The following is a 22,889-nucleotide window of genomic DNA, read 5'->3' on the forward strand; positions in this document are numbered from 1 at the left end:
CCCGCCCCCCTTCCGGGGAACGGGCCGGTCAAGGCCGTGTTTTGAAGGCCTCCTGGAGGGGGATCAGCGCCAGCGGGATGACCAGCCCCACCCAGAAGACCTCGCCGTCCCACCAGCCGGCCAGGACGCCTCCGCCGATCAGGGCGCCCAGGAGGAGCAGGGCGGCGTAGGCCCAGTAGCGCCGGAGGAAGCGGGAGATCCCGGCCTTCCACAGCGCGGGGGCCAGCAGGAAGAGCGGCTTGTGGCGGGCCGGTCCCCGGCGGATGACGACGGCGTCCCGCAACCAGACGACGAGGTCGTCCGGGCGGAAGAGCGGCTGCCGGTACACGTGCGTGACGGCCTGGAGCGACCACCACAGGCTCCACAGGGACGGGGACGCGCCGCCCGGCTGGGTGTCGTCGCCCCAGATGTGGTCGCCGGGGACGACGTCCAGGATCCGCTCCAGCGCCTGGCCGACCTGCGCGACCGGCGGGCCGTCGGGGTGGTGCAGCAGCGCGGTCAACGCCAGCGGCAGGCCGTAGTGCCACAGGTTGAGCCGCCACGCGCCGCCCTCCTCGGGGGCGACGGTGTAGGTCTCGATCCACTTGTGCCGGTTGCGGGGGTCCATCTCCAGCCGCCGGGTGAGCCACGCGAAGGCCGGCAGATGCCGGGACAGGTCGTTGGGGCGCAGCTCGGCGAGGGTGATGAGGGCGAAGGCGGTGTGGGTGACGGTGGCCCCGCCCGTGCCGTTGTCCTGACCCCAGATCCCGGCCCCGCTCACCGGCTCGGTGACCCGCTGCCCCAGCAGCCAGCGCACGCCCTCGGTGACGGCCTCCGCGTGCGGGTCGAGCTCGCCGAGGGCGCGCAGCGCCAGGCAGGTCAGCCAGACCCGGGAGCGCGCGCCGCGCATCGAGCCCCAGCCTCCGTCGGGATTCTGCTGGGAGATCAGCCAGCGGGTGGCGCGGTACAGGTCGGGCGCGCCCTCGCGCAGGTCGCAGCGCACGCGGGCGAGCGCCCAGGCGATCCACGCGGTCGCCTCCACCACCGCCCGGCTCCCGCTGGTACGGGTGGGCCACCCCCCGTCCGGCTGCTGGTGTTCGCGCAGGAAGCGCAGCGCCTGGTCCAGGTGGTCGGGCGGTTCCCCGCAGGAGGCGAAGCAGGCGAGCGCCAGCGCGGTCGCCGTGGCTCCGGGCTCCCCGCCGAGCTCGTGGTACCAGCCTCCGGAGGAGTCGGCGAGGGGGCGGTAGTGGTCGCGCAGGGTCTCGACGGAGCGGGACAGGTGGTGCTGGAGGCGGCGAACGTCGAGGATCATCGCGCTCCCCTCGGCGGCCGGGGCACCGCCTTCGATGGTGATCGTCTCGAGTAGTGATTATCTTTTGCTCCGGTGCCGTTTGGTCAAACATTCATGACTCTTCCCTGGCTCGTCCTACGATGAAGACGCATATGGTGACCCGACGGTTTCGGAGGGTGTTCGAACGTGGAGAACGGTGCGGAAGAAGACCGGGCGCGGGACTGCGTGCTGTGCCCGCCGCTGCGGTTCCGGCTCAACGACATGGCGGAGCTCCCTCCGGCGGTGCTGGCGTCCGATGCCGACTTCTACCTGACGCCCGATCTGGCGCCGCTCGTCGAGGGGCACCTGCTCCTGGTCAGCGAACGGCACTGGCAGTGCGGAGGGCAGCTGCCGCCCGCGCTGTGGGAGGGGGCGATGCGGTGGCGGGACGAGGTCTCGGACTGGTACTCGCGCGCCTACGGGAGTCCGGGCGTCCTGGCGCTGGAGCACGGCCCGGCGGTCCAGGGCGGCGGGGGCGCGTGCGTCGACCACTTCCACCTGCACCTGCTGCCCGACTCCGGGGAGCTGGGCGGCCGGGTGCGCGCCGCCGTCGAGGCGGCGGGGCTGACCGGAAGAGAGGCGGGCCACGAGGCCCTGCGCGCGCTCCACGACCAGGGGCGCTCCTACGCGCTGGTCGGCGAGCGGGTGTACCCGGCCGAGGAGCTGCCCGGCCAGTTCCTGCGCGGCGCGGTGCTCGACGGCGCGCCCGTCTGGCGCTGGCAGGAGCTGTTCGGCCTGCCCTCCAGCCGAAAGCGGTTCCACGCGACGGTCGAGGCGCTCACGCCGGGCTACCGGTGCGAAAGCCACCAGTAGAGCTCGCTGGCGGTCAGCCGGTCGCCGAAGCCGGTGCGCTCGGTGACGCCCGACCGGAAACCGGTGGGGTAGCTCAGGCGCAGCCGGCCGCGCTGGTAGGCCAGGACGTGCTCCATCGCGGTGGGGCCGTCGCGCAGCAGCCACAGCGGGTCGTGGCCGGTGAGGCCGTCGAGCCGCCCGGGCAGGGGAGCCCCCTCCTCCAGCAGGCCGGCGAGGGTGGGCACCTCGGTGATGACGACGTCGGCCAGCTCCAGGGCGGGCAGCACGCCGGCCAGGGGGAGCCGGTCGGGCAGGTCGTGGGGGACGAGGTCGAAGGCGACGGGGGTGCCGTGCGAGCGGGCCAGGGCCATGGCCTCCAGCAGGGCCGCGCGGGAACGTTCCTCCAGGAGCGCGTAGCCGTCGGCGACCAGCAGGTCCGAGGCGGCGATGGCGGCCCGTCCGGCGCGGACGTCGTCGGGGGTGAGCCGGGGGGCCCGCTCGCCGGCGACGAGCAGGCGGGCGCCGGGGTCGCGGAGCATGACCGCGCAGCCGTTCTCCTGCTCGGGATCGGCGTACAGCAGGTCGGTGACCCCGAGGTCGCGCAGGGTCGCGCGGATGACCGGGGTGAAGGAGTCGTCCCCGACCCGGCCGAGGATCCCGATGTGCTTGAAGTGCTCGCGGGCGTTCCTGGCGAAGTTGACGGCGGTGCCGGCGATGAGGGGCCGCAGAGGCGCGTACACCAGCCGGTCGGATTCCATGTCGGTGAACCTGGCGGGGATCCGGGCGCGCAGTTCGACGCGCACGTCGCCCAGGACGGTCAGTGCGAACCTCGGCTCCGGCGGGGAACCGAGCCAACGGGCCGGGGTCATGCCAGGTCGGCGCGGAAGTGTTCCAGCACGGGTTTGAGGCTGGGGATGACGTCGTAGTCCCCGAGTTCGCGGACCGGGACCCAGGCGGACTCGCCGAGGTGGTCGTCCGGGGCGCGGTGCTCGTCGGTCACGGAGAGCCCCCCGACGGGCCGGCAGGCGCGGGCCACGGCCACCACCCGGACGTCCTCTCCGGGCGTGCCGTCGCCCATCCACCAGTCCCACAGGTGGAAGGGCGGGCCGGGCTCGACCCGCAGCCCGACCTCCTCGTAGACCTCGCGGCGGATGTGCTCGTCGAGGTCGTCGTCCTGGGCGACCTTGAGGCGGCCGCCCGGCACCTCCCAGCAGCCCGGATGGTGCGGGTCGGAGGCGGACTTGCGGACCAGCAGCACCCGGTCCTCGTCCATGATGAAGGCCTTCTGCGCGAACTCCAGCCGAGGCTCCGGCATCTGTCGTCTCCCCACACCAGGACGGCACGAGAGGGTGCCCGCCGTGTCTCCAGGGTAACCGCGCTCCGGTCACACGGCACGTTCCTGGCCGGAACCTGACGTCCCGGCCTCTTTCTCGAACCGTTCGAGAGGCATGGTCCGCTCGGACGGCTCCGCCGGGCCGAGCTCCTCCGCGGGAGAGGGGGATTCCGTCGCGGCGGGCCCTCCGGCGGGTTGCCCGACCTGGAGCAGGACCTCGCCCGAGCAGTGCGGGCAGACGACGCTCACCCCCGTGGCGGGAGCGGACGGCTCCGCCGGGCGGCGGCGCAGGTCGCGGGCGGTGCGCGCGCCGACGAACAGCAGGCCGAGCAGGGGCCAGGCCCAGGGGTAGGAGGAGGTCTCCGCGGTGAAGACGATCTCCCGCGCCAGGCCCTCGACGCGTCCGGTCACCTGGTAGTCGCCCAGGGCGGGGGCGCCGAAGGCGACCGGGACCCGGTAGGTGCGCTCCTCCCCGGGGGAGAGGGTGCCCGTGGCCGGGGCGGTCAGCACGCCGGTCGGGTCGGGCGCGCGGCCGGACATGAGCGTCACCGGGGCGTCGGTCACCGCGACCTCCCCGTCGTTGCGCACGGTGTAGACGAGGGTGCGTTCGGCGGCCCCGCCCAGCCAGGCGAGGGAGAGGCCGCCGCCCTCCAGCGCGACGCGGGTCACGGTGAGGGAGGGCGCCTGGGCGGAGGCCTGCTCGCGCTGGGCGGGGGTGAGCGTCCCGGCGCCCTTGACGGTGATGGGGACGGTCCGGGCGGTGCCGCCGTTGACCGGGCGCACCGACACCACGCAGGGGCAGGCCACGGGCGGCTTCACGACGTTCAGCAGGACGGTCCCGGTGCCCTGCGCGCCCACGTGGGTGGTGGCGGAGGCGGCCACCGCGCAGTCGGCGGTGCCGCGCCTGCCTTCGTTGCCGCACAGTTCGACGGCGACGTTCCCGCTCGGCCAGCCGGCGAGCCGCACGGTCACCGTCTGCCCGGCCTTCACCTCGTTCCGGTCGAGTTCGACCGTCGCGCCCGGGGCGTTCGCGGGCATCAGGGCCAGTGCCAGCAGGAGGGTCTTCACGCTTTCACCATCACAGTCGGTACTCCGGTCGGGGTTCTCAGCGGCGGACGGCGGGCCGTCGCCGGCGGGCCAGCAGGAGGAGGAAGAGGGCGAGGATGCCGAGTCCGGCCCAGGGCACCATCCAGAACGCGGCGGTGCGGGTGGTCAGGGAGGGCTTGGACGGCGAGACCCCGTCCGGGTCGGAGGGGGTGATCCTGACCGCCGCCTGGAGGCGGACCGCGGGCAGCACCCCGGAGACGCTGTCGGTGAAGGTGTAGGAGGAGCCGGGGAGCAGTTCGGGGACCTCGCGTTCGGCGGGGGTGCCCTGCGGCCAGTCCAGGGGGCCGCGGACGTAGACGCGGGCGTCTCCCGACAGCCGGACGTTGCCGGTGTTGCGCACCCGGTAGGTCACCTTGACGGTGCGCTTGCCCAGCACCGGCCCGGTGTCCCCGGTCGAGATGCGGTCGACCTGCAGGGACGAGGTGAGCGGGCCGTTGACCCGCAGGTAGACCCGGGCGGCGACCCGGCGGTCGACGTTGAGTTTCTGGCCGCCGGAGGTGGTCTCCTGCTGGGTGACCGCGGCGAGGACGCCGCCGGTGTGGTCGCCGGGGGTGGCGTTGGCCGGGACCTTCAGGGTGAAGGGGACGTCCACCCGCTTGCCGGGCTTCACGGTCAGGGTGGACTTCTCCAGGGAGATCCAGGAACCGAGGTCCGTGCTCTGCCTGTCGGCGGTCAGCAGGGCGAAGGAGCCGTCCTCGGTGTTGAAGGCGTCGGTGGAGTAGAGCCGGAAGGTGAGCTTGCGGTCGCTGCGGTTGGTGATGCCGACGGTGTCGCGGATCTGCTGCCCGGGCGCCGCGGTGTAGGTGAAGTAGTCGCGGCCGGTGGGCCCTTGGGGCCCGGACGGCTGGACCGACCAGCTGAAGTCGCCGGCCGGGGCCAGCGCCAGGCTCGCGGCCAGGAGCCAGGGTGTGAACATGGACGTGCTCCGGGAGAATGGGGACGCGGGATGAGGACGTCGTCACCGTCCTCATCCCGTGTCCGGTCCTGCTGCGAGGGTCGAAGGGTCGTTCGGACTACGAGAGGGTCAGGGTGAGGGTGCCGGTGTAGGTGCCGGTGGAGGCTCCCGCCGGGATCTTCAGGTCCAGGGCGGCGCCGAGGTCGAAGATCCCGCCGCTGAGGCCGCCTTCGGCGGAGCCGAGGGTGCGCGCCTGGTCCAGCCCCGTGACCGCCTGGCCCGGAGTGGCCTGGCCCTGGGAGCCGTCGCCGGTGGAGGCGGCGCTGGGCGTCCAGGAGAGGTTGGAGCCGGGGATGGTGCGGCCCTCGGTCGAGGTGAAGTCGCCGACCTGGCCGACCAGGCTCCAGCCGGCGTCGGTGCCGCGGGTGTCGGTGACGGTCGCGGTGTTGAGCGCGCCGGTGGCGTTGCCGCCCCGGGAGGCCGAGCTGAGCGTCACGCTCTGGCCCGCGACGGACAGGGAGAGGGAACCGCCCTGGGAGACCTCCGCGGTGATGGTCTGCTCCGCGGTGGAGCCGCTGTTCCCCGGGTTTCCGGTGCCGGGCTCGCCGGTGCCGGGGTCGGTGGTCTGCCCGGTGAAGTTCACCGGGATGAAGGTGTCCTGGCTTCGGTCGGCGGAGCCGTGCGCGGCGAAGGTGAGCACGTAGCACTGGGTCTTCAGGCAGTCGACGGCGTTGCCGTCGCCGTCGGTGTAGGAGGCGGAGACCTCCAGCGTGGTGGAGAACGTCCCGTCGGCCTTGAGGACGTCCTGCCCGGCGGAGGGGGTGGCGCCGACGCGCACCCACTTGGTCTTCTGGTAGGCGTTCGCGTTGGTGTGGTAGTCGGCGTTCTTGGGGCCGAAGGAGACGTAGACGCCCAGGGCGTTGGCGGTGAAGCCGGAGCCGTTGACGGTGAGGGTCTGCCCCGCCGGGTCGGCGCCGGAGGAGGGGTCGACGGTGATCCCGGGGCCCGCGGCCAGCGCGGGGGAGGAGAGACCGAAGACGGCGAGTCCCGCACCCAGCAGGATGGGGAGTGCGCGGTGGCGCATGTTGCTCCTTGCGTCGTAGCTAAGTTAGGTAAGCCTTACCTAACTCGTGTGGAGTACCGTAGCGGACGCATGTTCAGAGATCCAGAAAGGACCCCCATGTCTCAGATGTCCGGTCTTCCGTTCGGCCCTGAGGTGGTCGCGGCCATCACCGCCCACATGAACGGCGACCACGCGGAGGACAACGCCCTCATCTGCCGCGGCCTGGGCGGCGTCGAGGCCGTCAGCGCGGTGAACACCGGCCTCGACGCCGAGGCGATGGTCTTCGAGGCGGTGCTCGCCGACGGTGCCGAGCGGGAGGTCCGCGTCCCCTTCAGTGAGCCGATAAAGGACCGCGTCCAGGTGCGGCACGAGGTGGTGCGCATGTACCAGGAGGCCTGTGCCGCGCTCGGCGTGACCCCGCGGGGGCACTGAGCCCGTCCCGGATGTTCGACGGCCCGCGCGGATGTGACCGCGCGGGCCGTCGGCGTCTCATCTGCGGGACGGCCTGCGCCGGGTGAACGCGCGGGCGGCGAAGCCGATGCCGAAGACGGCGGCGACGGCGGTCCAGAACGGCCAGGCGGGAACGGCGTCGGAGGAGCTGACCGTCACGGCCTCCACCTCCTCCGCCGCGACCGTCGTGGCCTCGGGGGCGTTCGCGGGCGTGGATCCCGCCGGAGCGCTGCTCGCCGTCGCCTTGGCGGTCTTCGACGGAGTCGGAGACGCGCTGGTGGAGGGGGCGCTGGACGGCTTGGGCGGAGCGCCGCTGTTTCCGGGCTTCTCGCTCGCGGTGTCGGCCGGGCCTGCCTTGAAGGTGAGGGGCGTGGAGGTGTCCTGGCTGCGGTCGGGCGAGCCGTGCGCGGCGAAGGTGAGGATGTAGCACTGCGTCTTCAGGCAGTCCACCTTCTCGCCGTTGCCGTCGGTGAACCGCGCCTTCACGGACAGGGTGGTGCTGAAGGAGCCGTCCTTGGACAGGGGCGCCTGGCCGGGGCTGCCCCCCGCGCCTTTCACGTGCACCCAGCGTGCCGCGCCGAAGGCGTTCGCGTCCTGGTGGAAATTCGCCTTTTTCGGGCCGAAGACCACGTAGACGCCGAAGCCGTTGTTGCCGACGGCGTCGAAGCCCGAGCCGCTGACGGAGACGGACGCCCCCGAGGCGGACAGGCCGGTGGCCGGGGCGACCCGGACGGAGGCCGCCAGGGCGGGGGAGGCGGTGGCCACGGTCAGCCCGAGGGCCGATCCGAACGCGAGGGCCGTCGCGAGGCTGCGCGTGGGTTTCATGCGGGACCAATCACTGAGGTAAGGCTGCCCTATTTTTTCTTAGGTGAGCCTAAGCTAAGGTACTCCCCGATGTGGATCAACTGGGCAAACGGCCCAAATCGTGACAAAGGAGTAGTGCCCGAATGACTCAGCCCCCAGGGGACCCCTTCTCCACCGTGCTGCGGCAGGCGAGCATCCAGGACCACGCCGACGCGGAGGCCAACGGCTACATGAGCGACCTCATGGGCGGGAACCTGCCGATCTCGGCGTACGCCGCGCTGACCGCCCGGCTGCACCCGGTGTACACCGCGCTGGAGGAGGCGGCCGAGGAGATGCGGGACCACCCCGTCGCGGGCGGGTTCGTCTTTCCGGAGCTGTCCCGCAGGCCCGCCCTGGAGGCCGACCTCGCCGAGCTGCTGGGCCCGGACTGGGCCGGCCGGATCGAGGAGTCGCCCGCCGCGCGCGCCTACTCCTCCCGCATCCGCGAGGTCGCGTTCACCTGGGCCGGCGGCTTCGTGGCGCACCACTACGTGCGCTACATGGGGGACCTGTCCGGCGGCCAGGTCATCGGCCGCAGCGTGGAGCGCGCCTACGACCTGAAGGACGGCAGGGCCACCAGTTTCTACCGCTTCACCGGACTGAAGGTGAAGCCCTTCAAGGACGCCTACCGCCTGCTCATCGACGAGCTCCCCTTCGACGGCGAGGAGAAGGCGCGGGTCATCGACGAGGTGAAGCTCGCCTACCGGCTCAACACCGCCATCTTCGACGAGCTCGACGCGCTCGAATGGGGCGAGGCGGCATGAAAAGGAAGGCGCCCCTGATCCTGCCCTTCCTCCTGGCCGGGCTGGCGATGACCGGCACCGCCCACGCGGACGGCGCCAGTGCCAAGGGCTCCCAGGGCCAGACCCTGACCGTGTCGAGCGCGAAGCTGAAGGACGGCGACACCATCACCGTCACCGGTGAGGGCTTCGACGTGACCAAGGGCATCTACGTCGCGTTGTGCCGTGACACCGGCCCCGAGGAGCTGCCCAGCCCCTGCGGCGGCGGTGCGGACACCTCCGGCACGGGCGGCGGCTCGCAGTGGATCTCCTCCAACCCGCCGCCGTACGGGAAGGAGCTCGCCATCCCGTACGGGGAAGGCGGCACTTTCAAGGTCGAGCTGGCGGCCACCCAGAAGGTCGGCGACTTCGACTGCGCCGAGGTCGAGTGCGTGGTCGCCTCCCGCGCCGACCACACGCGCAGCTCCGACCGCTCCCAGGACGTGCGGGTCCCCGTCGAGTTCGGCGGCTCCGGCGGCGGACGGCTCCTGGTGATCGGCGGCTCGGCCGCGGCGGCGGTCGTCGTGCTGGGAGCCGGAGGTCTTCTGCTCGCCCGCAGGCGCGGGGCGGCGACCGCATGACGCTCATCCGCTGGGGCGCGGCGCTGGTCGCGGCCGCGCTCCTGGCCGGAGGATGCGGGGGGCGGACCGTGGAGCCGAGGTCCGCGGGAGGGGACCCCTACGCCCTCTGCGGCCCTTCCTCCGCGAGGAGCGCGGCCGAGGACGTCGACCCGGTCGAACCCGACGCGAAGCCCGCCCTTCCGGTCACCGTGAAGTCGGCGGACGGCACGGCCGTCACCGTCGAGGACACCAGCCGGATCCTCGCGCTCAACCTCTACGGCTCGCTCGCCGAGATCGTCTTCAGCCTCGGCCTGGGCGACCGGGTCGTCGGCAGGGACGCCTCCACCACCTTCCCCGCCGCCGCGGTCAAGCCGCTGGTGACCACGCAGGGCCACGACCTCTCGGCCGAGGCGATCCTCGCCCTCGACCCCACCGTCGTGCTCGCGGACGCCAGCATCGGCCCGGCGGAGGTGCTCACCCAGCTCAGGCAGGCCGGGATCGCCGTGGTCATGGTCGACGACGAGCAGACGCTCGAGCGGATCGACGACAACATCACCGCGGTCGCCAAGGCGCTGGGCGTGCCCGGGGCCGGCCGGAAGCTCAACGAGAGGGTCTCGGCGCAGATCTCCGAGGCGAGGAAGGAGGCCCCCGCCCAGTCGCTGCGGATCGCCTTCCTCTACCTGCGGGGCACGGCGGGCGTCTACCTCATCGGCGGTGACGGGGCCGGCTCGGACGCGATGATCGAGGCGATCGGCGCGCAGGACGCGGGAACCGCCATCGGGCTCAGGAGCTTCCGCCCCCTCACCAGCGAGGGCCTCATCAACGCCGCGCCGGACGTCATCCTCGTGCTGAGCTCGGGTCTGGAGTCGGTCGGCGGGATCGACGGGCTGCTGGAGCTGCCGGGCGTCGCGCAGACCCCGGCCGGGCAGAACCGGCGGATCGTCGACGCCGACGACGGGTCGCTGCTGACCTTCGGCGCGCGGACCGGCTCCACCATCGAGGCGCTGTCCGAAGCGGTGTACCGGGAGTGCGGGCGATGAGGGGCGCGGCACTCATCGCGGGCCTCACCGGGGCACTGGTCCTGCTGTGCCTCCTGGCGGCGGGCAGCGGGCAGGTCGACATCCCGCCCTCCGAGGTCCTCGGCTCGCTGCTGCACCGGCTCGGGATCGACGCCGGGCCGCTGCCCACGGCGGCGCAGGGCGAGAACGCCCTGTGGGTGGTGCGCTTCCCCCGGGTCGTGCTGGCCGCCGCCACGGGAGCGGCGCTGGGCTGCGCGGGCGCCCTCATGCAGGGCGTCTTCGGCAACCCGCTGGCCGAGCCCGGCGTCATCGGGGTCTCCTCGGGCGCGGCCGTCGGCGCGGCCGCCGTCATCGTCCTGGGCCTGACCGGGCTGGGCGGCTGGACGGTCGTCGGGCTGGCCTTCGTCTGCGGTTTCGCCACCACTCTGCTGGTCTACGTCGTGTCACGTTCCAACGGCCGGACCGAGGTCGTGACGCTGCTGCTGACCGGCATCGCGGTCAACGCCGTCTCCACCGCCCTGCTGGGCCTGCTGCTGTTCATGTCGAGCAACGACGCGCTGCGCGCCATCACGTCCTGGCAGCTGGGCAGCCTGGCCGGCGCGACCTGGGACTCGGTCGCCGTCGTCGCCCCGCTGACGGTCGTCGGCTGCGTCGTGGCCTGCGGGTACGCCCGCAAGCTGGACCTGCTGGCGCTGGGGGAGCGCAGCGCCAGGCACCTGGGAGTCGACGTGGAACGGCTCCGGCTCAGCGGCATCGTGCTGATCGCGCTGCTGACCTCCGCCGCCGTCGCCTTCAGCGGCATCATCTCCTTCGTCGGCCTGGTCGTGCCGCACCTCATCAGGATGGTCACCGGGCCCGGGCACCGGGTGCTGCTGCCGGCCAGCGCCCTGGGCGGCGCCGCGCTGCTGGTCGCGGCGGATCTGGTCGCCCGCACCGCGCTCGACTACCAGGAGCTTCCCTTGGGCGTCCTCACCTCCGTCGTCGGAGGGCCGTTCTTCTTCTGGCTGCTGCGCCGGACCCGGGCTCGGTCGGGAGGCTGGGGATGAACCCGCTGAGGAGGCGCCCGGCTTCGCAGCCCGGCGCCGAGGTCGAGCTGAAGGTGCGGGGGCTGAGCGTCAGGCGGGGCAAGCGCACCGTGGTGGACGGCGTCGATCTGGACGTCCGGCCGGGCGAGGTCCTGACCCTGGTCGGCCCGAACGGTGCGGGCAAGTCCACCCTGCTGGCCGCCGTGTGCGGCGACCTCGAGTCGGAGGGGGAGATCCTCCTCGACGGGCGGCCCGCGGCGTCTTGGAATCCGGTGGAGCTGGCCATGCGCCGGGCGTTCCTCACCCAGAGCCATACGCTCGCCTTCTCCTTCGAAGTGGAGGAGGTCGTTCGCATGGGCAGAGCGCCCTGGGCGGGCACCTCCAGGGAGGACGAGGACGACGAGGCGGTGGCGCAGGCGATGCGCGACACAGACGTGCTGGGGTTCGCCGAGCGGGCCTTCCCCTCGCTGTCCGGAGGCGAGCAGGCCAGGGTGGCGCTGGCGCGGGTGCTGGCCCAGCGCACCCCGGTCGTCCTGCTGGACGAGCCGACCGCGGCGCTGGACATCCGCCACCAGGAACTGGTCTTCACGGTGGCGCGGGCCAGGGCCGCCGAGGGCAGGGCCGTCGTCGCGGTCGTCCACGACCTGGGTCTGGCCGCCGCGCACTCCGACCGGGTGGCGGTCCTGGCGGACGGGCGCCTGGCCGCGTGCGGGCGGCCGGAGGACGTCCTCACCGCGCCGCTGCTGTCGGAGGTCTACTCCCATCCGATCGAGGTGGTCCCGCACCCCCGCGACGGCAGGCCGCTGATCCTGCCGCTGCGCTGAGGGCGGGAGCGTACGTCTCGGTCGGAGTCGATGGATATCGTGTCAATAGACCTTGGGGGCAATGGGAGGGAAAGCGCATGGAACGCGAGTACGACGCGGTTCTGTATGGAGCGACCGGTTTCACCGGCGGATTGACCGCGGAGTACCTCGCCGCGAACGCGGGGAAGACGAGATGGGCGCTGGCGGGGCGCGACCGCGCGAAGCTGGAGGCGGTGCGGGAGCGGCTCGGCACGGACGTCCCGCTGCTGCACGCCGACTCCGAGGACCCGGATTCCCTGGAGGAGATGGCCCGCAGCAGCCGGGCCGTCATCTCCACCGTCGGCCCTTACCTGCGGTACGGCGAGCCGCTGGTCGAGGCGTGCGCCCTCCACGGCACCGACTACCTCGACCTCACCGGCGAGCCCGCGTTCGTCGACCTGATGTACGTGCGCCACCACCACCGCGCGCTGGAGTCGGGAGCGCGCCTGGTCCACGCGTGCGGTTTCGACTCGATCCCGCACGACCTGGGGGTCTTCTACACCGTCCAGCACCTGCCCGAGGGCGTGCCGCTGCGCGTCGAGGGGTTCGTGAGCGCCAACGGCAGCGCCTCGGGCGGCACCGTCGAATCGGCCAAAGGCGTCATCTTCGACCCGCTCACGGGGCTGCGCGCCGCGCGGGCGCGCTCCCGCATGGAGCACCTGCCCGAGGACCGCCGCGCCAGGATCGCCCGCAACCCGCTCCCGCACACCCGCCTGCGCGGCGGGTTCGCCGTCCCGCTGCCCACCATCGACCCGCAGATCGTCGTCCGCAGCGCGCGGGCGCTGGAGCGGTACGGGCCCGACTTCACCTACGGCCACTTCCTCGCGCTGACGAGGAACGGCGGCCTCGCCGGGGACGGCGGGCTGCTGGAGATGCTGCGCCAGCAGCCGGGCGAGGGCCCCTCGGCCGAGAAGCGAGCGAAGAACTGGTTCAGGGTGCGCTTCCACGGCGAAGGCGGCGGCCGGATGGTGAACACCGAGGTCGCGGGCGGGGACCCGGGCTACACCGAGACCGCCAAGATGCTCGCGGAGTCGGCGCTGTGTCTCCTGCACGACGACCTGCCGGAGACCGCGGGACAGGTCACCACGGCGCAGGCCATGGGGCAGGCGCTGGTCGACCGGCTCCAGCGGGCGGGGATCACCTTCCGGGTGCTGTGAGGCTCACGGGGCGCGGACCACGTCCTGCGGCGCCTCCTGGACCGGCACCCGGACGGTGCGGATCCTGAAGAAGAGGTCCTTGGCCCACTTGTCGAGGATCGGGCTGTAGAGCCTGGCCGCGCCCTGCTTGCGGAAGCTGGTCACTCCGACGATCCGCCCGTAGCCCGACTTCTTCAGGTCGGCGATGAGCGGCCCGCCGCTGGCCCCGTGGGACATGTCGCACTTCAGAGTGGAGAACCGGTCTCCGCCGAGCGTGGCGGTGCTCGTCCTGCCCTTGCACATGCGCAGGACGGTGCCTTCGTCGGGGTAGTTCTGGTTGCGGGGGTAGTGCTGGACGGCATAGCCGTACAACCGCAGCCACGTCTTGGGCTTCTTCATGCCGAAACGCATGCTCTGACCGTTCGTGGTCTGCTGGATGGTGCCCGAGGAGCGCTTGAACAGGGCGACGAAGGCGTAGTCGAAGGACGGGTCGGCGTTCTCCGCCCACGGGGACCACATCAGTGTCCGGTACCCGCTCCACAGCCCGTGAGGGGTCGCCGTCCTGTCGAGGTCGGGGGCGAACACCAGGGATCTGGCGTTCCAGCCGTCGGCCGGGTCCTGGAGGCAGTGCGCCGCGGTGAGCAGGACGCTGCCGTTGCCCCTGCCCCTCTCGGGGTAGGCGGAGTTGACGACAGTGCCGGTGCAGGTGGCGACGCGTCCGTCCTCGCCGGTGATGTAGAGCCGGCCGATCTGCTTGAGGGGAGCCTTGCGATGGCCCTTGGCGACCACGGCCTTGGTGATCGCAGGGACCTGCTTCGGCTTGGGCTTCGCGGCCTCGGCCCGGGCCGTGCGTTCGGGCATGTCCCGGGGGTTGGCCTCGGCCCGGCGCATCCGCTCGGCGGTCCACCCGCCCGGCGCCTCGAGCGTCTCGGCGACGGGGGAGGGGGCGGGAGCCGCCGCCCGGGCGGGAGAGGACAGGCCCGCGGCGAGGAGGAGGGAGGCTGGGAGCGTCGTCAAGCGGGTGGCGGTGCGCAATACGGCTCCGAATCAGAGGGGGTTGGGTAATAATTCTACAAATTTCCTCATCTACTGTGCAGGATTACGGTCTGGAGAAGATCGTTGACATCGCGCGGTGACCTGCGTCACCGTGGAGTCGGCTCGCTGGAAGGAAGAAGAAGATGACAGGTCGCAGGATCATGGCCGGTGTCGCAGGAGCGGCCGCCTTCGCGGCGCTGACCGGCGTCGCGGTGGGGATCGCCGGAGTGAACACCGCCCACGGCGACGTCTCGGACTGGACGGACCACGACGCGTTCGCCGACGCCGACGACTGAGACCGGCCTCCCGCGCCGAGACCGGTCCCAGGCGTCCTCGACGCCCCGTTCGGACTCTCGCGGGGTTCAGACCGCCACGGGGGCCAGTCTCGGGACGACGTTCTCCCCGACCCGGTAGGCCTCCTCCAGGTGCGGCCATCCCGACAGGATGAACTCCTCGATGCCGAGGTCGGCGTACTCGCGCAGCAGCGCGGCGACCTCGTCGTAGGAGCCGACGAGCGCGGTGCCCGCCCCCTCGCGCACCAGCCCGACCCCGGCCCACAGCCCCGGCGAGATCTCCAGGCTCCGGGTGTCGCCGTCGTGCAGTTCGGTCATGCTCCGCTGGGCGACCGAGTCGAACCGGGCGAACCGCCGCTGCGCCGCCTCGATCCGGGCCGTGTCCATGCCGGCCAGCATCCGGTCGGTCACCGCCCACGCCTCGGCTGAGGTGTCCCGGGCGATCACATGGATCCGCAGGCCGACCCGCAGCGTCCGGCCCCGCGCGGCGGCGGCCGCCTTGAGCCGCTCGACCTTGGCGCCCACCTTCGCGGGCGGCTCGCCCCAGGTGAGGGCGACGTCCACATGGCGGGCGGCGACCTGCTCGGCGGCGGGGGAGGACCCGCCGAAGTACAGCTCGGGCACCTGATCCAGTGGCCGACTCAAGCCTCCGCCCTCGACCCGGTAGTGCGGGCCCTCGTGGTCGAACGGTACGCCGGTGAAACTGCGGCGCAGCACGTCCAGGAACTCGTCGGTGCGGGCGTAGCGGGCGTCGTGGTCCAGGAAGTCGCCGTAGGAGCGCTGCTCGACCGGGTCGCCTCCGGTGACGACGTTGAGCAGGAGCCTGCCGTCGGAGACCTCCTGGAAGGCCTGCGCCTGCTGGGCCAGCAGGGTCGGCAGGGTGAAACCGGGACGGAACGCCACCAGCAGCTTGATCCGGTCGGTGTGCTGGGCGACCGCGGAGCAGACGATCCACGGGTCGGGGCAGCCCGCGCCGACCGGGGTGAGCACCGCACCGAACCCGGCGTCCTCGGCGGCCCGCGCCACCTGCGACAGGTAGCGCACGCTCGCAGGCCGCTCGGACTCGAGCCGGGCGTCGGTGGTCATGATGGCGGCGCGGATTCCGCTCCCGTCACCGGTGGTCGGCAGGAACCAGTGAAAGCGCATCGGGCGATCCTTCCGTGATCAGGCCGCGGCGTCCCGGACGGCGGCGGCGACTTCCTCGCGCAGGGCGAGGTAGGACGAATGGGTGTGCGGGTCGTCGGAGCGCGGCAGCTCCGAGGAACGGTCCAGGACGATTCTGCCGGGCCGCCTGCTGAGGACGAGGATGCGCGTCCCCAGGAAGACCGCCTCGTCGACGCTGTGCGTGACGAACAGGACGGTCTTGCCGGTGGCCTGCCAGATCCGGCGGATCTCCTCCTGGAGCCGCTCGCGGGTGAGCGCGTCGAGCGCCGCGAACGGTTCGTCCATGAGCAGGATCTCCGGGTCGGGGGCCAGGGCGCGGGCGATCGCCGCCCGCTGCTGCATCCCGCCGGACAGCTCGTAGGGGCGGCGGGACGCGGCGTCGGCCAGCCCGACCATGCCCAGCAGCTCGTCCGACCTGGCCCGCCGCCTCGCCTTCGGCACTCCGGTCGTGCGCAGGCCGAACTCGATGTTGCGGCGCACGCTCAGCCAGGGGAACAGCCGGGGCTGCTGGAAGACCACGCCCCGGTCGGGGCCCGGCCCGGCGACCGGGACCCCGCCGACGGACACCGTGCCCTCGGTCGGCGGGGCGAACCCCGCCACGAGCCGCAGCAGGGTGCTCTTGCCGCAGCCGGAGGGGCCGACGATGACGACGAACTCGCCGGGGTCGATCTTCGCGTCCACCGGGCCGAGCGCGTGCACCCTGTCGCGGCGTCCCCCGTAGGAGAGGGAGACGCCGCTCAGTTCCACCGCGTGAGGAGTGGACTCAGCCGCCGAAGGCATCGCTCAGCGCCTTGGTGGCCAGGGCCTTCTGGAAGACGGTCAGTTCCGGCACGGAGTCGATCTTCTTCTGGCCGCCGAGGAAGGCGGCGGTGCTGTGCAGGGTGTCGGCCAGCTTGCCGGGGGACTCCGGGGTGCCCAGGTACTCGGCGCCCTTCTGCTCCTCGCCGGTCAGCAGGACCAGCTGGTCGATCTGGCGGGCCGCCTCGGCGGGGTCGAGGTTGAGCTGGCGGCCGACGGCCTCGGACGCGGCGGTCTTGTCCTCGCGGACCAGCTTCACGGCCTTGTCCTGCTGCTGGAGCCAGGTGGTGAGGGCCTTGGGGTACTTCTCGGCGAATTCGGTGCGCACCACCGCGAGGTCGGCGGTGAGCTTGCCCTTCGCGGCCAGCTCCTTGCTGGTGACGAGGGTCCTGCCGTCCTTCTGCAGCTCGCCCAGGACCGGGGTCCACACGTAGGCGGCGTCGATGTCGCCACGGGTCCAGGCGGCCTGGATGTCCTGCGGCTCAAGGTCGACCAGCGTGACGTCGGACTCCTTCAGCCCGGCCTCCTCGAGCGCGGCCAGCAGGCTGTAGTGCGTGGTGGAGGCGAACGGCGCGGCGATCTTCTTGCCCTTGAGCTCGGCCACGGAGCCCGCCTTCCTGGCGACCAGCGCCTCGTTCTCCCCGATCACGTCGAAGATCCACGGCACCTGGTAGGCGATGTTCAGCGGCGCGGACAGGCCCCGGGTGACAGGGCTGCTGCCGGCCAGGCCGATGTCGACGGAACCGGCGATGACCGCGGTGTTGACGTCGCCTCCGGAGTTGAACTTCGACCAGGTGATCTTCGTGTCGGGCAGCGCCTCCTCCAGCCACTTGCGGTCCTTGACGATGAGGTCGCCGTTGGGGATGAGCTGGTAGGCGATCCGCAGTTCCCTGGGGGTGCCGTCGGAGTTGGGGCCGGAGTCGGCCTCGGACGAGCAGGCGGCGAGCCCGAGGAGCAGGGCGGCGGCCGCGGCGAGGGACTTGATTTTCACGGTTCTTCTTCTTTTTCTTCCGGGGGTGGGGGAGATCAGGCCCGCCCGCGCCAGGGCACGAGCTTGCGTTCGGTGAACTGGAGGAGGCCGTCGATGAGCAGGCCCGAGGCGCCGATGACCAGCAGGCCGAGCACCACGACGTCCGACTGGTTGTAGCGCTGGGCGTCGCGGATCATGCCGCCGATGCCGGGCACCCCGTTGACGGTCTCGGCGGCGACGACGGTGGTGTAGGCGACGCCCACCGCCACCCTGATCCCGGTCATGATCTCCGGGAGGGCGGACGGCAGGACGATGAGCGGCGGGATCTGCCACCGGCTCGCGCCCAGGGAGCGGGCGGCGTGCACGTAGTCCTCGTGGACGCCGCGCACCGCGTCGGCGGTGGCCACCGCGACGGGCGGCAGCGCCGCGACGAACAGCAGGATCACCTTGGGGGTCTCGTCGATGCCGAACCAGATGATGAGCAGGCTGAAGTAGGCCAGGGGAGGGAGGGTGCGCACGAAGGTCACGAGCGGGCCGAGCAGCGCACGGACCGTCGGGACCAGCCCGATCAGCAGGCCGACGGCGATGCCGCCCACGATGCCGTAGAGGCTGCCGAGGAGGATGCGCCGCAGGCTGATCCCCAGGTGCTCCCACAGCAGGTGGTCGGCGTAGCCGCGCGCTCCGTCGTGGACGGTCGAGGTCTCGATCAGCTTGTCCCAGACGGAGCTCGGCCTGGGGACGAAGACCTCCGACCAGATCCCGGCTTCGGCCACGGCCCACCAGAGGGCGAGCAGGGCCAGGACCCCGCCCGCCCTGAGCGCGAAGGCTCGGAACACCGCTTACTCCCTACTAAACCAATCAAACAGGTCGGAAAAGACTGTAGAGCTTCGCCGGAGTCCGCGCAATGCGGACGGCCCGCGTCCCGCCGTGAGGCGGGGCACGGGCCGTCCGGAAGAAGGGAGGGGTTATCGGGTGAACTTCAGCAGGAACTCCACCTTGCCGTCGTTCTCCACCTCGATGCCGGGGAACCCGGGGTTGGCGATGCCGTAGTCGGTGAACTTCACCGGGATCTGCCCGCTGACCTCGAAGGAGTCGGCGGCGGTGCGGGAGGCGGTGACCTCGAAGGTGACCCGGTTGCTCTTGTCCTTGAGGGTCAGCTCGCCGGTGGCCTCGGCCTTGACCTGGGAGCCGACGGCCGGCACGGACCCGAGGTCGATGGGCTCGGTCAGGGTGAACTTCGACGTCGGGTAGGTCTCGGTCTCCATGATGCGGCCGCGGAACTGGCCGTCCCGCTGGTCCTTGTCGCTCTTGACGGTCTTCATGTCGACGGTGAAGGAGCCCTCGCCCACCGAGGCGCCGTCGATCGTCAGGTCGCCGGTGACCTGGTCGGTGCGGCCCACGGCCTCGACGTCCTGGCCGAAGAGGACCTCCTTGACCCGGTATCCGGCCTGGGATCCGGGGCCGACCTTCCAGGCGCCGTCCGCGGAGGCGGACTCCCCGGAGACGGCCTCGGGGGCGTCGGTCGTGCCGACGCTCAACTGCTCGGGGGCGTCGTCCGCGAGGAACTGGGTGTAGACGAACGGGGCCACGACGAACGCCAGAAGCAGGGCGGCCACGCCGCCGATGATCCATGTCTTCAGGGAGCGGCTCATGCGCGGTCTGGTCTCCATCCGGATCGGGGTTACTTGAACTCTCAAGGATCATATTGAAGGTTCAAGCATAAGAAGCGGATAAGAGCCGACCCCTTACTCTGCGGCAGGGACCGCCTCCGGCATGCCGGGAGATCAGTCCTGTGCGGGGACGAAGACCAGGGTGGCGTCGTGACCGCCGAATCCGAAGGAATTGGACAGGACGGGCGCGGGGGAGACCTGCCGGGGCTCGCCGTGGACGACGTCGATCGGGTCGGCGTCCGGGCCGCCGGTGAAGTTGGCGGTCGGCGGGACCGTCCCGGAACGGGCCGCCATCAGCGCGAAGACGGCCTCGACCGCCCCGCCCGAGCCGAGCAGGTGGCCGGTGACGCCCTTGGTGGCGGTCACCGGGGGAGAACCCGCGGGAAAGCAGCTCTCGATGGCGCGGGCCTCGGCCCGGTCGTTGTGGATGGTGGCCGTGGCGTGGGCGTTCACATGGCCGATGTCCCCTGGGGCCAGGCGCGCGTCGTCCAGGGCCGCCCGCATCGTCCGCGCGGCGACCTTCCCGTCCTCCAGCGGCTGCACGATGTGCCCAGCGTCGGCGCCCGCCGCGTAACCGGCGAGTTCGCCGTAGATCCGCGCGCCCCGCGCCTCGGCGAGGTCCGCGCGCTCCAGCACCAGGAAGGCGGCGGCCTCGGCCATCACGAACCCGTCGCGGTCCCCGTCGAAGGGGCGGGACGCCTCGTGCGGGGCGTCGTTGCGCCGCGACAGGGCGCTGATGCGGGCGAAAGCGGCGACGGCGAACGGGGTGAGCATCGCGTCCACCCCGCCCGCGAGCGCGCGGTCGATCCGGCCGTACCGGATGGCCGTCATCGCCTCGCCCAGGGCGACCGCCCCGCTGGCGCAGGCGCAGCTGAACGTCAGGCAGGGTCCCTGGAACCCGTGCCGGATGGAAATGCGCGCCGCCGTCGCGTTCGGCATGATCATCGGCACCGAGGCGACCGGGAGGCGTTCGCGGGGAAGGGCGCCCAGCTCGGCGGTGTAGGCGATGTGCGCGCCTCCCGTCCCGACGTAGGTGCCGCTGCGGCTCTGCCCGGCGGGCCGCTCGCCCGGCTCGTTCAGCCCGGCGTCGGCCCAGGCGTCCGCCGCGGCGGCGACGCCGAGCCGGGTGGGCCGGTCGAGGTGCCGCATCCGGTGAAGGGGGAAGTACTCCTCGGGAGTGAATCCGTTCACCGGGCAGCCGAAGGTCACCGGGACCCCGGCGTCGAGCAGTTCGGGCAGGTGAAGCGCCGTGGACTTACCCGACAGCACCGTCGACCAGGCGTCCTCGACGGTGCTCCCAGCGGGGCTCTTGATGCCCATTCCGGTGACGGCGACACGGTGCACGGAACCTCCCGAATCTTGTTCGGTGCGGAACGTACCACGTGTCGCAGTTCACAAAATTAGCCTTGAATGACAAAAACCAGAGAGAAAGTGCCCCTGCCGATGCCTGATCCATACAGCGCCCGCAGAGAAAAGCTCGTCCGCGACCTGGTTCCGCAGCTCATGCGGGAGGCGGGCAGGGAACCCGACGTCCATGTCGCCGACCGGGACCGGCTGCGGGGGCTGCTGCTGGCCAAGCTCTACGAGGAGGCCGACGAGTTCGCCGCGGACCCCTCACCCGCCGAACTGGCGGACCTGCTGGAGGTCGTGCTGGCGCTGGCCGGCGAGATCGGCTGCGGGACGGAGGAGCTGGAACGGGTCCGGGCCGCCAAGGCCGCCGAGCGGGGCGGCTTCGCCGGGAGATTCGTACTGCGCGGGGTGACGCCCCCGGAACGGCCGACCGTCCACAAGGCGCGGGCCCTGGTGCTGGACGGCGCCGACCTGCTGCTGTTCCGGCGGACGAGACCGGGGATCGCCCCGTACTGGACGACGCCCGGGGGCAAGGTCGAACCGGAGGACGAGGACGTGCGGGCGGCGGCGCGCCGGGAGCTGATGGAGGAGCTGGGCGCGACCGTCGGACCGCTGAAGGGCGTCTTCACCCACACCGAGCACCGCCCGAAGGCCGACTACGTCCACCGGTTCTTCCTGTGCCGCCTGGAGTCGATGGACCTGTCCCTGCGCTGCGGCCCGGAGTTCGACGACCCCGCCCGGGGCGACTACGACGTCGAGCGCTTCCCGTGCGAGGGGAAGTCCTTCGTGGACCTGCCCCTGTGGCCGGCGCAGCTGCGCGAGTTCCTGATCGAGCAGGCAGACGAGTTGCCCGACCTGATCTGACCGCCCGCCCTCCGGGCCCCGGCCGTCCGTCGCCGGGGCCCTTCTCCTTGAAAAAGTGATATCACTTTGCTAGATTGAAGACATCAACAGAAAGTGAGGAGAACCCCCCATGAGCGAACTCGTGCAGCCCCCCGTCCCGCAGGTGCGGGAGCACATCGCCTTCGGAGCGCCCGGCTGGCCCGTCCTGGGCGGCGTGCTCCTGGGAATGATCGGCGGCACCGCCGCCTTCATCGCGGGCGCCGTGGTGCTCGCCGAGGGCGGGGGAGCGGTACTCGGCGCCTCCCTGCTGGTCCTGGGCGGCCTGGTCTTCCTCGCCTCGGTGGTCGTCTCGGCCGGGCTCACCGCCGTCGCACCCGGCGAGGCCCGCGTGCTGCAGCTCCTCGGCCGCTACACCGGGACCGTCCGCACCGACGGGCTGCGCTGGGTCAACCCCCTCACCCAGCGGCGCCGGGTCTCCACCAGGATCCGCAACCACGAGACCGACGTGCTGAAGGTCAACGACCTGGACGGCAACCCGATCGAGATCTCCGCGGTCGTCGTCTGGCAGGTCAAGGACACCGCCCGCGCCGTCTTCGAGGTCGACGACTTTGTGGAGTTCGTCGCCATCCAGACCGAGACCGCCGTCCGGCACATCGCCAACAGCTACTCCTACGACACCCACGACGGCGAGGGCCTGTCCCTGCGAGACAACGCCGACGAGATCACCGCCCGCCTGTCGGAGGAGATCGGGGTCCGGGTCGCCGCGGCCGGCGTGTCGATCACCGAGTCCCGGCTGACCCGGCTGGCCTACGCGCCGGAGATCGCCCAGGCGATGCTGCGCCGCCAGCAGGCCACCGCGATCGTCGCCGCCCGCAGCCGCATCGTCGAGGGCGCGGTCGGCATGGTGGAGATGGCGCTGGCCCGGCTGGCCGAGGACGAGATCGTCGAGCTGGACGAGGAGCGCAAGGCCGCGATGGTCAGCAACCTCCTGGTGGTCCTGTGCGGCGACCGGGACGCCCAGCCCGTCGTGAACACCGGAACCCTGTACGCCTAGAGCCCATGGCCACCGAGCGCAAGAAGATCCTGCTCAGGCTCGACCCGGCCGTGCACGACGCGCTGGTCCGCTGGGCCGGGGACGAGTTGCGCAGCACGAACGCCCAGATCGAGTTCCTGCTGCGCCGCGCCCTGTCCGAGACGGGACGGCTGCCGTCGGGAGTGAGCAGGATGCGCGGCCCGGGCAGACCCTCCCGGGCCGCCGAGGAAGCCGAGAAAGCCGAGAAAGAGGAACGGGCGCCTGAGGCGCCGGAGTCACCCGAATCCCGAGAAGGGGAATGACCGTGGAGCTGCCCGACACCCTCCCGCAGCGGATCTACCTCCTGGCGCTCGACCCCGGCAAGGGGAGACCGCTCATGGGTACCCACCTCAACGAACTGGTGCGGGCCGCGGCCCTCGCCGACCTGTACCTGTCGGGGCACCTGACCGACGAGCGGGGCCGGGCCGCCGTCGCGGTCCGGCACCCGTGCCACGACCCCGTCCTAGAGGCGGTGCTGGAGGAGCTGGCCTCCTCCAGGCCGCGCAAGTGGCAGCACTGGGTGGGGCGCAGGGGCCGGCAG

Annotated in this window: 27 protein-coding genes; 13 read left to right on the top strand and 14 right to left on the bottom strand. The window is 72.0% G+C overall.

Annotation, left to right across the window (positions count from 1 at the left end; genetic code table 11):
* Positions 1-28: 28 nt before the first annotated feature.
* The gene (locus ABD327_RS30875; RefSeq protein WP_344455750.1) at positions 29-1,291 is read right to left on the bottom strand and encodes a prenyltransferase/squalene oxidase repeat-containing protein; all 1,263 of its coding nucleotides are present in this window, start codon (positions 1,289-1,291) and stop codon (positions 29-31) included.
* 165 nt (positions 1,292-1,456) lie between these two features.
* On the opposite strand from ABD327_RS30875, the gene ABD327_RS30880 reads away from it, so the two are divergent.
* The gene (locus tag ABD327_RS30880; protein WP_344455752.1) at positions 1,457-2,122 is read left to right on the top strand and encodes an HIT family protein; all 666 of its coding nucleotides are present in this window, start codon (positions 1,457-1,459) and stop codon (positions 2,120-2,122) included.
* On the opposite strand, the gene ABD327_RS30885 is transcribed toward ABD327_RS30880, so the two are convergent.
* The 5 genes from ABD327_RS30885 to ABD327_RS30905 form a co-directional block, all read right to left on the bottom strand.
* Positions 2,098-2,970 (bottom strand): carbohydrate kinase family protein, encoded by an 873-nt coding sequence (locus ABD327_RS30885; RefSeq protein ID WP_344455754.1) that lies wholly within the window; start codon positions 2,968-2,970, stop codon positions 2,098-2,100. The two genes, ABD327_RS30880 and ABD327_RS30885, sit on opposite strands and share 25 nt — an antisense overlap.
* Positions 2,967-3,416 carry an NUDIX domain-containing protein gene (locus ABD327_RS30890; protein WP_344455756.1) on the bottom strand — a complete coding sequence of 150 codons (450 nt, stop codon included), beginning with the start codon at positions 3,414-3,416 and terminating at the stop codon, positions 2,967-2,969. The genes ABD327_RS30885 and ABD327_RS30890 overlap by 4 nt, the downstream gene beginning before the upstream one ends.
* Before the next feature lie 69 nt (positions 3,417-3,485).
* Positions 3,486-4,502, bottom strand: coding sequence for a hypothetical protein (locus ABD327_RS30895; protein ID WP_344455758.1), 1,017 nt, complete (start codon positions 4,500-4,502; stop codon positions 3,486-3,488).
* Between the two features lie 37 nt (positions 4,503-4,539).
* Positions 4,540-5,457, bottom strand: coding sequence for a WxL protein peptidoglycan domain-containing protein (locus tag ABD327_RS30900; protein ID WP_344455761.1), 918 nt, complete (start codon positions 5,455-5,457; stop codon positions 4,540-4,542).
* Between the two features lie 97 nt (positions 5,458-5,554).
* Positions 5,555-6,520, bottom strand: coding sequence for a WxL domain-containing protein (locus ABD327_RS30905; RefSeq protein WP_344455764.1), 966 nt, complete (start codon positions 6,518-6,520; stop codon positions 5,555-5,557).
* Positions 6,521-6,625: 105 nt separating this feature from the next.
* Here ABD327_RS30905 and ABD327_RS30910 point away from each other — a divergent pair, with 105 nt between their 5' ends.
* Positions 6,626-6,931 (top strand): DUF2470 domain-containing protein, encoded by a 306-nt coding sequence (locus ABD327_RS30910; protein ID WP_425547266.1) that lies wholly within the window; start codon positions 6,626-6,628, stop codon positions 6,929-6,931.
* A 57-nt stretch (positions 6,932-6,988) separates the two neighbouring features.
* Here the strand turns inward: ABD327_RS30910 and ABD327_RS30915 are convergent, their stop codons facing one another.
* The gene (locus ABD327_RS30915) at positions 6,989-7,774 is read right to left on the bottom strand and encodes a hypothetical protein (RefSeq protein ID WP_344455768.1); all 786 of its coding nucleotides are present in this window, start codon (positions 7,772-7,774) and stop codon (positions 6,989-6,991) included.
* Positions 7,775-7,896: 122 nt separating this feature from the next.
* Between ABD327_RS30915 and ABD327_RS30920 the strand changes: the two genes are divergently transcribed.
* From ABD327_RS30920 to ABD327_RS30945, 6 genes are all read left to right on the top strand, one after another.
* Positions 7,897-8,556 (top strand): biliverdin-producing heme oxygenase, encoded by a 660-nt coding sequence (locus ABD327_RS30920; protein WP_344455770.1) that lies wholly within the window; start codon positions 7,897-7,899, stop codon positions 8,554-8,556.
* On the top strand, positions 8,553-9,152 hold the full coding sequence (locus ABD327_RS30925) for a hypothetical protein (RefSeq protein ID WP_344455772.1): 600 nt from the start codon (positions 8,553-8,555) through the stop codon (positions 9,150-9,152). The genes ABD327_RS30920 and ABD327_RS30925 overlap by 4 nt, the downstream gene beginning before the upstream one ends.
* Complete coding sequence (locus ABD327_RS30930) at positions 9,149-10,171, top strand: heme/hemin ABC transporter substrate-binding protein (protein ID WP_344455775.1); 1,023 nt, start codon at positions 9,149-9,151, stop codon at positions 10,169-10,171. The genes ABD327_RS30925 and ABD327_RS30930 overlap by 4 nt, the downstream gene beginning before the upstream one ends.
* A complete protein-coding gene (locus ABD327_RS30935) occupies positions 10,168-11,196 on the top strand; it encodes a FecCD family ABC transporter permease (protein ID WP_344455777.1) in 1,029 nt (342 codons plus the stop codon). The genes ABD327_RS30930 and ABD327_RS30935 overlap by 4 nt, the downstream gene beginning before the upstream one ends.
* Positions 11,193-11,999: a heme ABC transporter ATP-binding protein gene (locus tag ABD327_RS30940; RefSeq protein WP_344455779.1), complete on the top strand. Its 807-nt coding sequence runs from the start codon at positions 11,193-11,195 to the stop codon at positions 11,997-11,999. Before ABD327_RS30935 ends, ABD327_RS30940 begins: the two co-directional genes overlap by 4 nt.
* Positions 12,000-12,076: 77 nt before the next feature.
* Positions 12,077-13,174, top strand: coding sequence for a saccharopine dehydrogenase family protein (locus ABD327_RS30945; RefSeq protein WP_344455781.1), 1,098 nt, complete (start codon positions 12,077-12,079; stop codon positions 13,172-13,174).
* 3 nt (positions 13,175-13,177) lie between these two features.
* On the opposite strand, the gene ABD327_RS30950 is transcribed toward ABD327_RS30945, so the two are convergent.
* On the bottom strand, positions 13,178-14,170 hold the full coding sequence (locus ABD327_RS30950) for a trypsin-like serine peptidase (RefSeq protein ID WP_344455783.1): 993 nt from the start codon (positions 14,168-14,170) through the stop codon (positions 13,178-13,180).
* A 161-nt stretch (positions 14,171-14,331) separates the two neighbouring features.
* Between ABD327_RS30950 and ABD327_RS30955 the strand changes: the two genes are divergently transcribed.
* Positions 14,332-14,484 (top strand): hypothetical protein, encoded by a 153-nt coding sequence (locus ABD327_RS30955; protein WP_344455784.1) that lies wholly within the window; start codon positions 14,332-14,334, stop codon positions 14,482-14,484.
* Positions 14,485-14,550: 66 nt separating this feature from the next.
* Here ABD327_RS30955 and ABD327_RS30960 read toward each other — a convergent pair whose 3' ends face one another.
* From ABD327_RS30960 to ABD327_RS30985, 6 genes are all read right to left on the bottom strand, one after another.
* Positions 14,551-15,627, bottom strand: a complete 1,077-nt coding sequence (locus ABD327_RS30960; protein ID WP_344455786.1) for an LLM class flavin-dependent oxidoreductase — start codon at positions 15,625-15,627, stop codon at positions 14,551-14,553.
* An 18-nt stretch (positions 15,628-15,645) separates the two neighbouring features.
* Positions 15,646-16,425: an ABC transporter ATP-binding protein gene (locus tag ABD327_RS30965; protein ID WP_344455788.1), complete on the bottom strand. Its 780-nt coding sequence runs from the start codon at positions 16,423-16,425 to the stop codon at positions 15,646-15,648.
* Positions 16,409-17,434, bottom strand: a complete 1,026-nt coding sequence (locus ABD327_RS30970; RefSeq protein ID WP_344455791.1) for a taurine ABC transporter substrate-binding protein — start codon at positions 17,432-17,434, stop codon at positions 16,409-16,411. Before ABD327_RS30970 ends, ABD327_RS30965 begins: the two co-directional genes overlap by 17 nt.
* Before the next feature lie 35 nt (positions 17,435-17,469).
* Positions 17,470-18,249: an ABC transporter permease gene (locus ABD327_RS30975; RefSeq protein WP_344455793.1), complete on the bottom strand. Its 780-nt coding sequence runs from the start codon at positions 18,247-18,249 to the stop codon at positions 17,470-17,472.
* A gap of 129 nt (positions 18,250-18,378) precedes the next feature.
* Positions 18,379-19,065 carry a YceI family protein gene (locus ABD327_RS30980; RefSeq protein WP_344455795.1) on the bottom strand — a complete coding sequence of 229 codons (687 nt, stop codon included), beginning with the start codon at positions 19,063-19,065 and terminating at the stop codon, positions 18,379-18,381.
* Positions 19,066-19,197: 132 nt separating this feature from the next.
* Positions 19,198-20,427, bottom strand: coding sequence for a beta-ketoacyl-[acyl-carrier-protein] synthase family protein (locus tag ABD327_RS30985; RefSeq protein ID WP_344455798.1), 1,230 nt, complete (start codon positions 20,425-20,427; stop codon positions 19,198-19,200).
* A gap of 99 nt (positions 20,428-20,526) precedes the next feature.
* Between ABD327_RS30985 and ABD327_RS30990 the strand changes: the two genes are divergently transcribed.
* From ABD327_RS30990 to ABD327_RS31005, 4 genes are all read left to right on the top strand, one after another.
* The gene (locus ABD327_RS30990; protein ID WP_344455800.1) at positions 20,527-21,297 is read left to right on the top strand and encodes an NUDIX domain-containing protein; all 771 of its coding nucleotides are present in this window, start codon (positions 20,527-20,529) and stop codon (positions 21,295-21,297) included.
* Between the two features lie 109 nt (positions 21,298-21,406).
* A complete protein-coding gene (locus tag ABD327_RS30995) occupies positions 21,407-22,330 on the top strand; it encodes an SPFH domain-containing protein (protein WP_344455802.1) in 924 nt (307 codons plus the stop codon).
* A 5-nt stretch (positions 22,331-22,335) separates the two neighbouring features.
* On the top strand, positions 22,336-22,611 hold the full coding sequence (locus tag ABD327_RS31000) for a type II toxin-antitoxin system antitoxin (protein ID WP_344455804.1): 276 nt from the start codon (positions 22,336-22,338) through the stop codon (positions 22,609-22,611).
* Positions 22,608-22,889: GOLPH3/VPS74 family protein (locus ABD327_RS31005; RefSeq protein ID WP_344455806.1), on the top strand; the 282-nt coding region annotated here is incomplete at its 3' end. The genes ABD327_RS31000 and ABD327_RS31005, both read left to right, overlap by 4 nt.

Source organism: Actinocorallia aurantiaca, assembly GCF_039533685.1.
Taxonomy (GTDB): domain Bacteria; phylum Actinomycetota; class Actinomycetes; order Streptosporangiales; family Streptosporangiaceae; genus Actinocorallia; species Actinocorallia aurantiaca.

Bases quoted from the DNA above. Each gene is read 5' to 3' on its own strand.
- ABD327_RS30900 (WP_344455761.1), bottom strand. From the start codon at position 5,457: ATGTTCACACCCTGGCTCCTGGCCGCGAGCCTGGCGCTGGCCCCGGCC.
- ABD327_RS30915 (WP_344455768.1), bottom strand. From the start codon at position 7,774: ATGAAACCCACGCGCAGCCTCGCGACGGCCCTCGCGTTCGGATCGGCC.
- ABD327_RS30980 (WP_344455795.1), bottom strand. From the start codon at position 19,065: ATGAGCCGCTCCCTGAAGACATGGATCATCGGCGGCGTGGCCGCCCTG.
- ABD327_RS30885 (WP_344455754.1), bottom strand. From the start codon at position 2,970: ATGACCCCGGCCCGTTGGCTCGGTTCCCCGCCGGAGCCGAGGTTCGCA.
- ABD327_RS30935 (WP_344455777.1), top strand. From the start codon at position 10,168: ATGAGGGGCGCGGCACTCATCGCGGGCCTCACCGGGGCACTGGTCCTG.
- ABD327_RS30925 (WP_344455772.1), top strand. From the start codon at position 8,553: ATGAAAAGGAAGGCGCCCCTGATCCTGCCCTTCCTCCTGGCCGGGCTG.
- ABD327_RS30875 (WP_344455750.1), bottom strand. From the start codon at position 1,291: ATGATCCTCGACGTTCGCCGCCTCCAGCACCACCTGTCCCGCTCCGTC.
- ABD327_RS30945 (WP_344455781.1), top strand. From the start codon at position 12,077: ATGGAACGCGAGTACGACGCGGTTCTGTATGGAGCGACCGGTTTCACC.
- ABD327_RS30940 (WP_344455779.1), top strand. From the start codon at position 11,193: ATGAACCCGCTGAGGAGGCGCCCGGCTTCGCAGCCCGGCGCCGAGGTC.
- ABD327_RS30920 (WP_344455770.1), top strand. From the start codon at position 7,897: ATGACTCAGCCCCCAGGGGACCCCTTCTCCACCGTGCTGCGGCAGGCG.
- ABD327_RS30910 (WP_425547266.1), top strand. From the start codon at position 6,626: ATGTCCGGTCTTCCGTTCGGCCCTGAGGTGGTCGCGGCCATCACCGCC.
- ABD327_RS30965 (WP_344455788.1), bottom strand. From the start codon at position 16,425: ATGCCTTCGGCGGCTGAGTCCACTCCTCACGCGGTGGAACTGAGCGGC.
- ABD327_RS30990 (WP_344455800.1), top strand. From the start codon at position 20,527: ATGCCTGATCCATACAGCGCCCGCAGAGAAAAGCTCGTCCGCGACCTG.
- ABD327_RS30890 (WP_344455756.1), bottom strand. From the start codon at position 3,416: ATGCCGGAGCCTCGGCTGGAGTTCGCGCAGAAGGCCTTCATCATGGAC.
- ABD327_RS30960 (WP_344455786.1), bottom strand. From the start codon at position 15,627: ATGCGCTTTCACTGGTTCCTGCCGACCACCGGTGACGGGAGCGGAATC.
- ABD327_RS31000 (WP_344455804.1), top strand. From the start codon at position 22,336: ATGGCCACCGAGCGCAAGAAGATCCTGCTCAGGCTCGACCCGGCCGTG.
- ABD327_RS30955 (WP_344455784.1), top strand. From the start codon at position 14,332: ATGACAGGTCGCAGGATCATGGCCGGTGTCGCAGGAGCGGCCGCCTTC.
- ABD327_RS30905 (WP_344455764.1), bottom strand. From the start codon at position 6,520: ATGCGCCACCGCGCACTCCCCATCCTGCTGGGTGCGGGACTCGCCGTC.
- ABD327_RS30930 (WP_344455775.1), top strand. From the start codon at position 9,149: ATGACGCTCATCCGCTGGGGCGCGGCGCTGGTCGCGGCCGCGCTCCTG.
- ABD327_RS30995 (WP_344455802.1), top strand. From the start codon at position 21,407: ATGAGCGAACTCGTGCAGCCCCCCGTCCCGCAGGTGCGGGAGCACATC.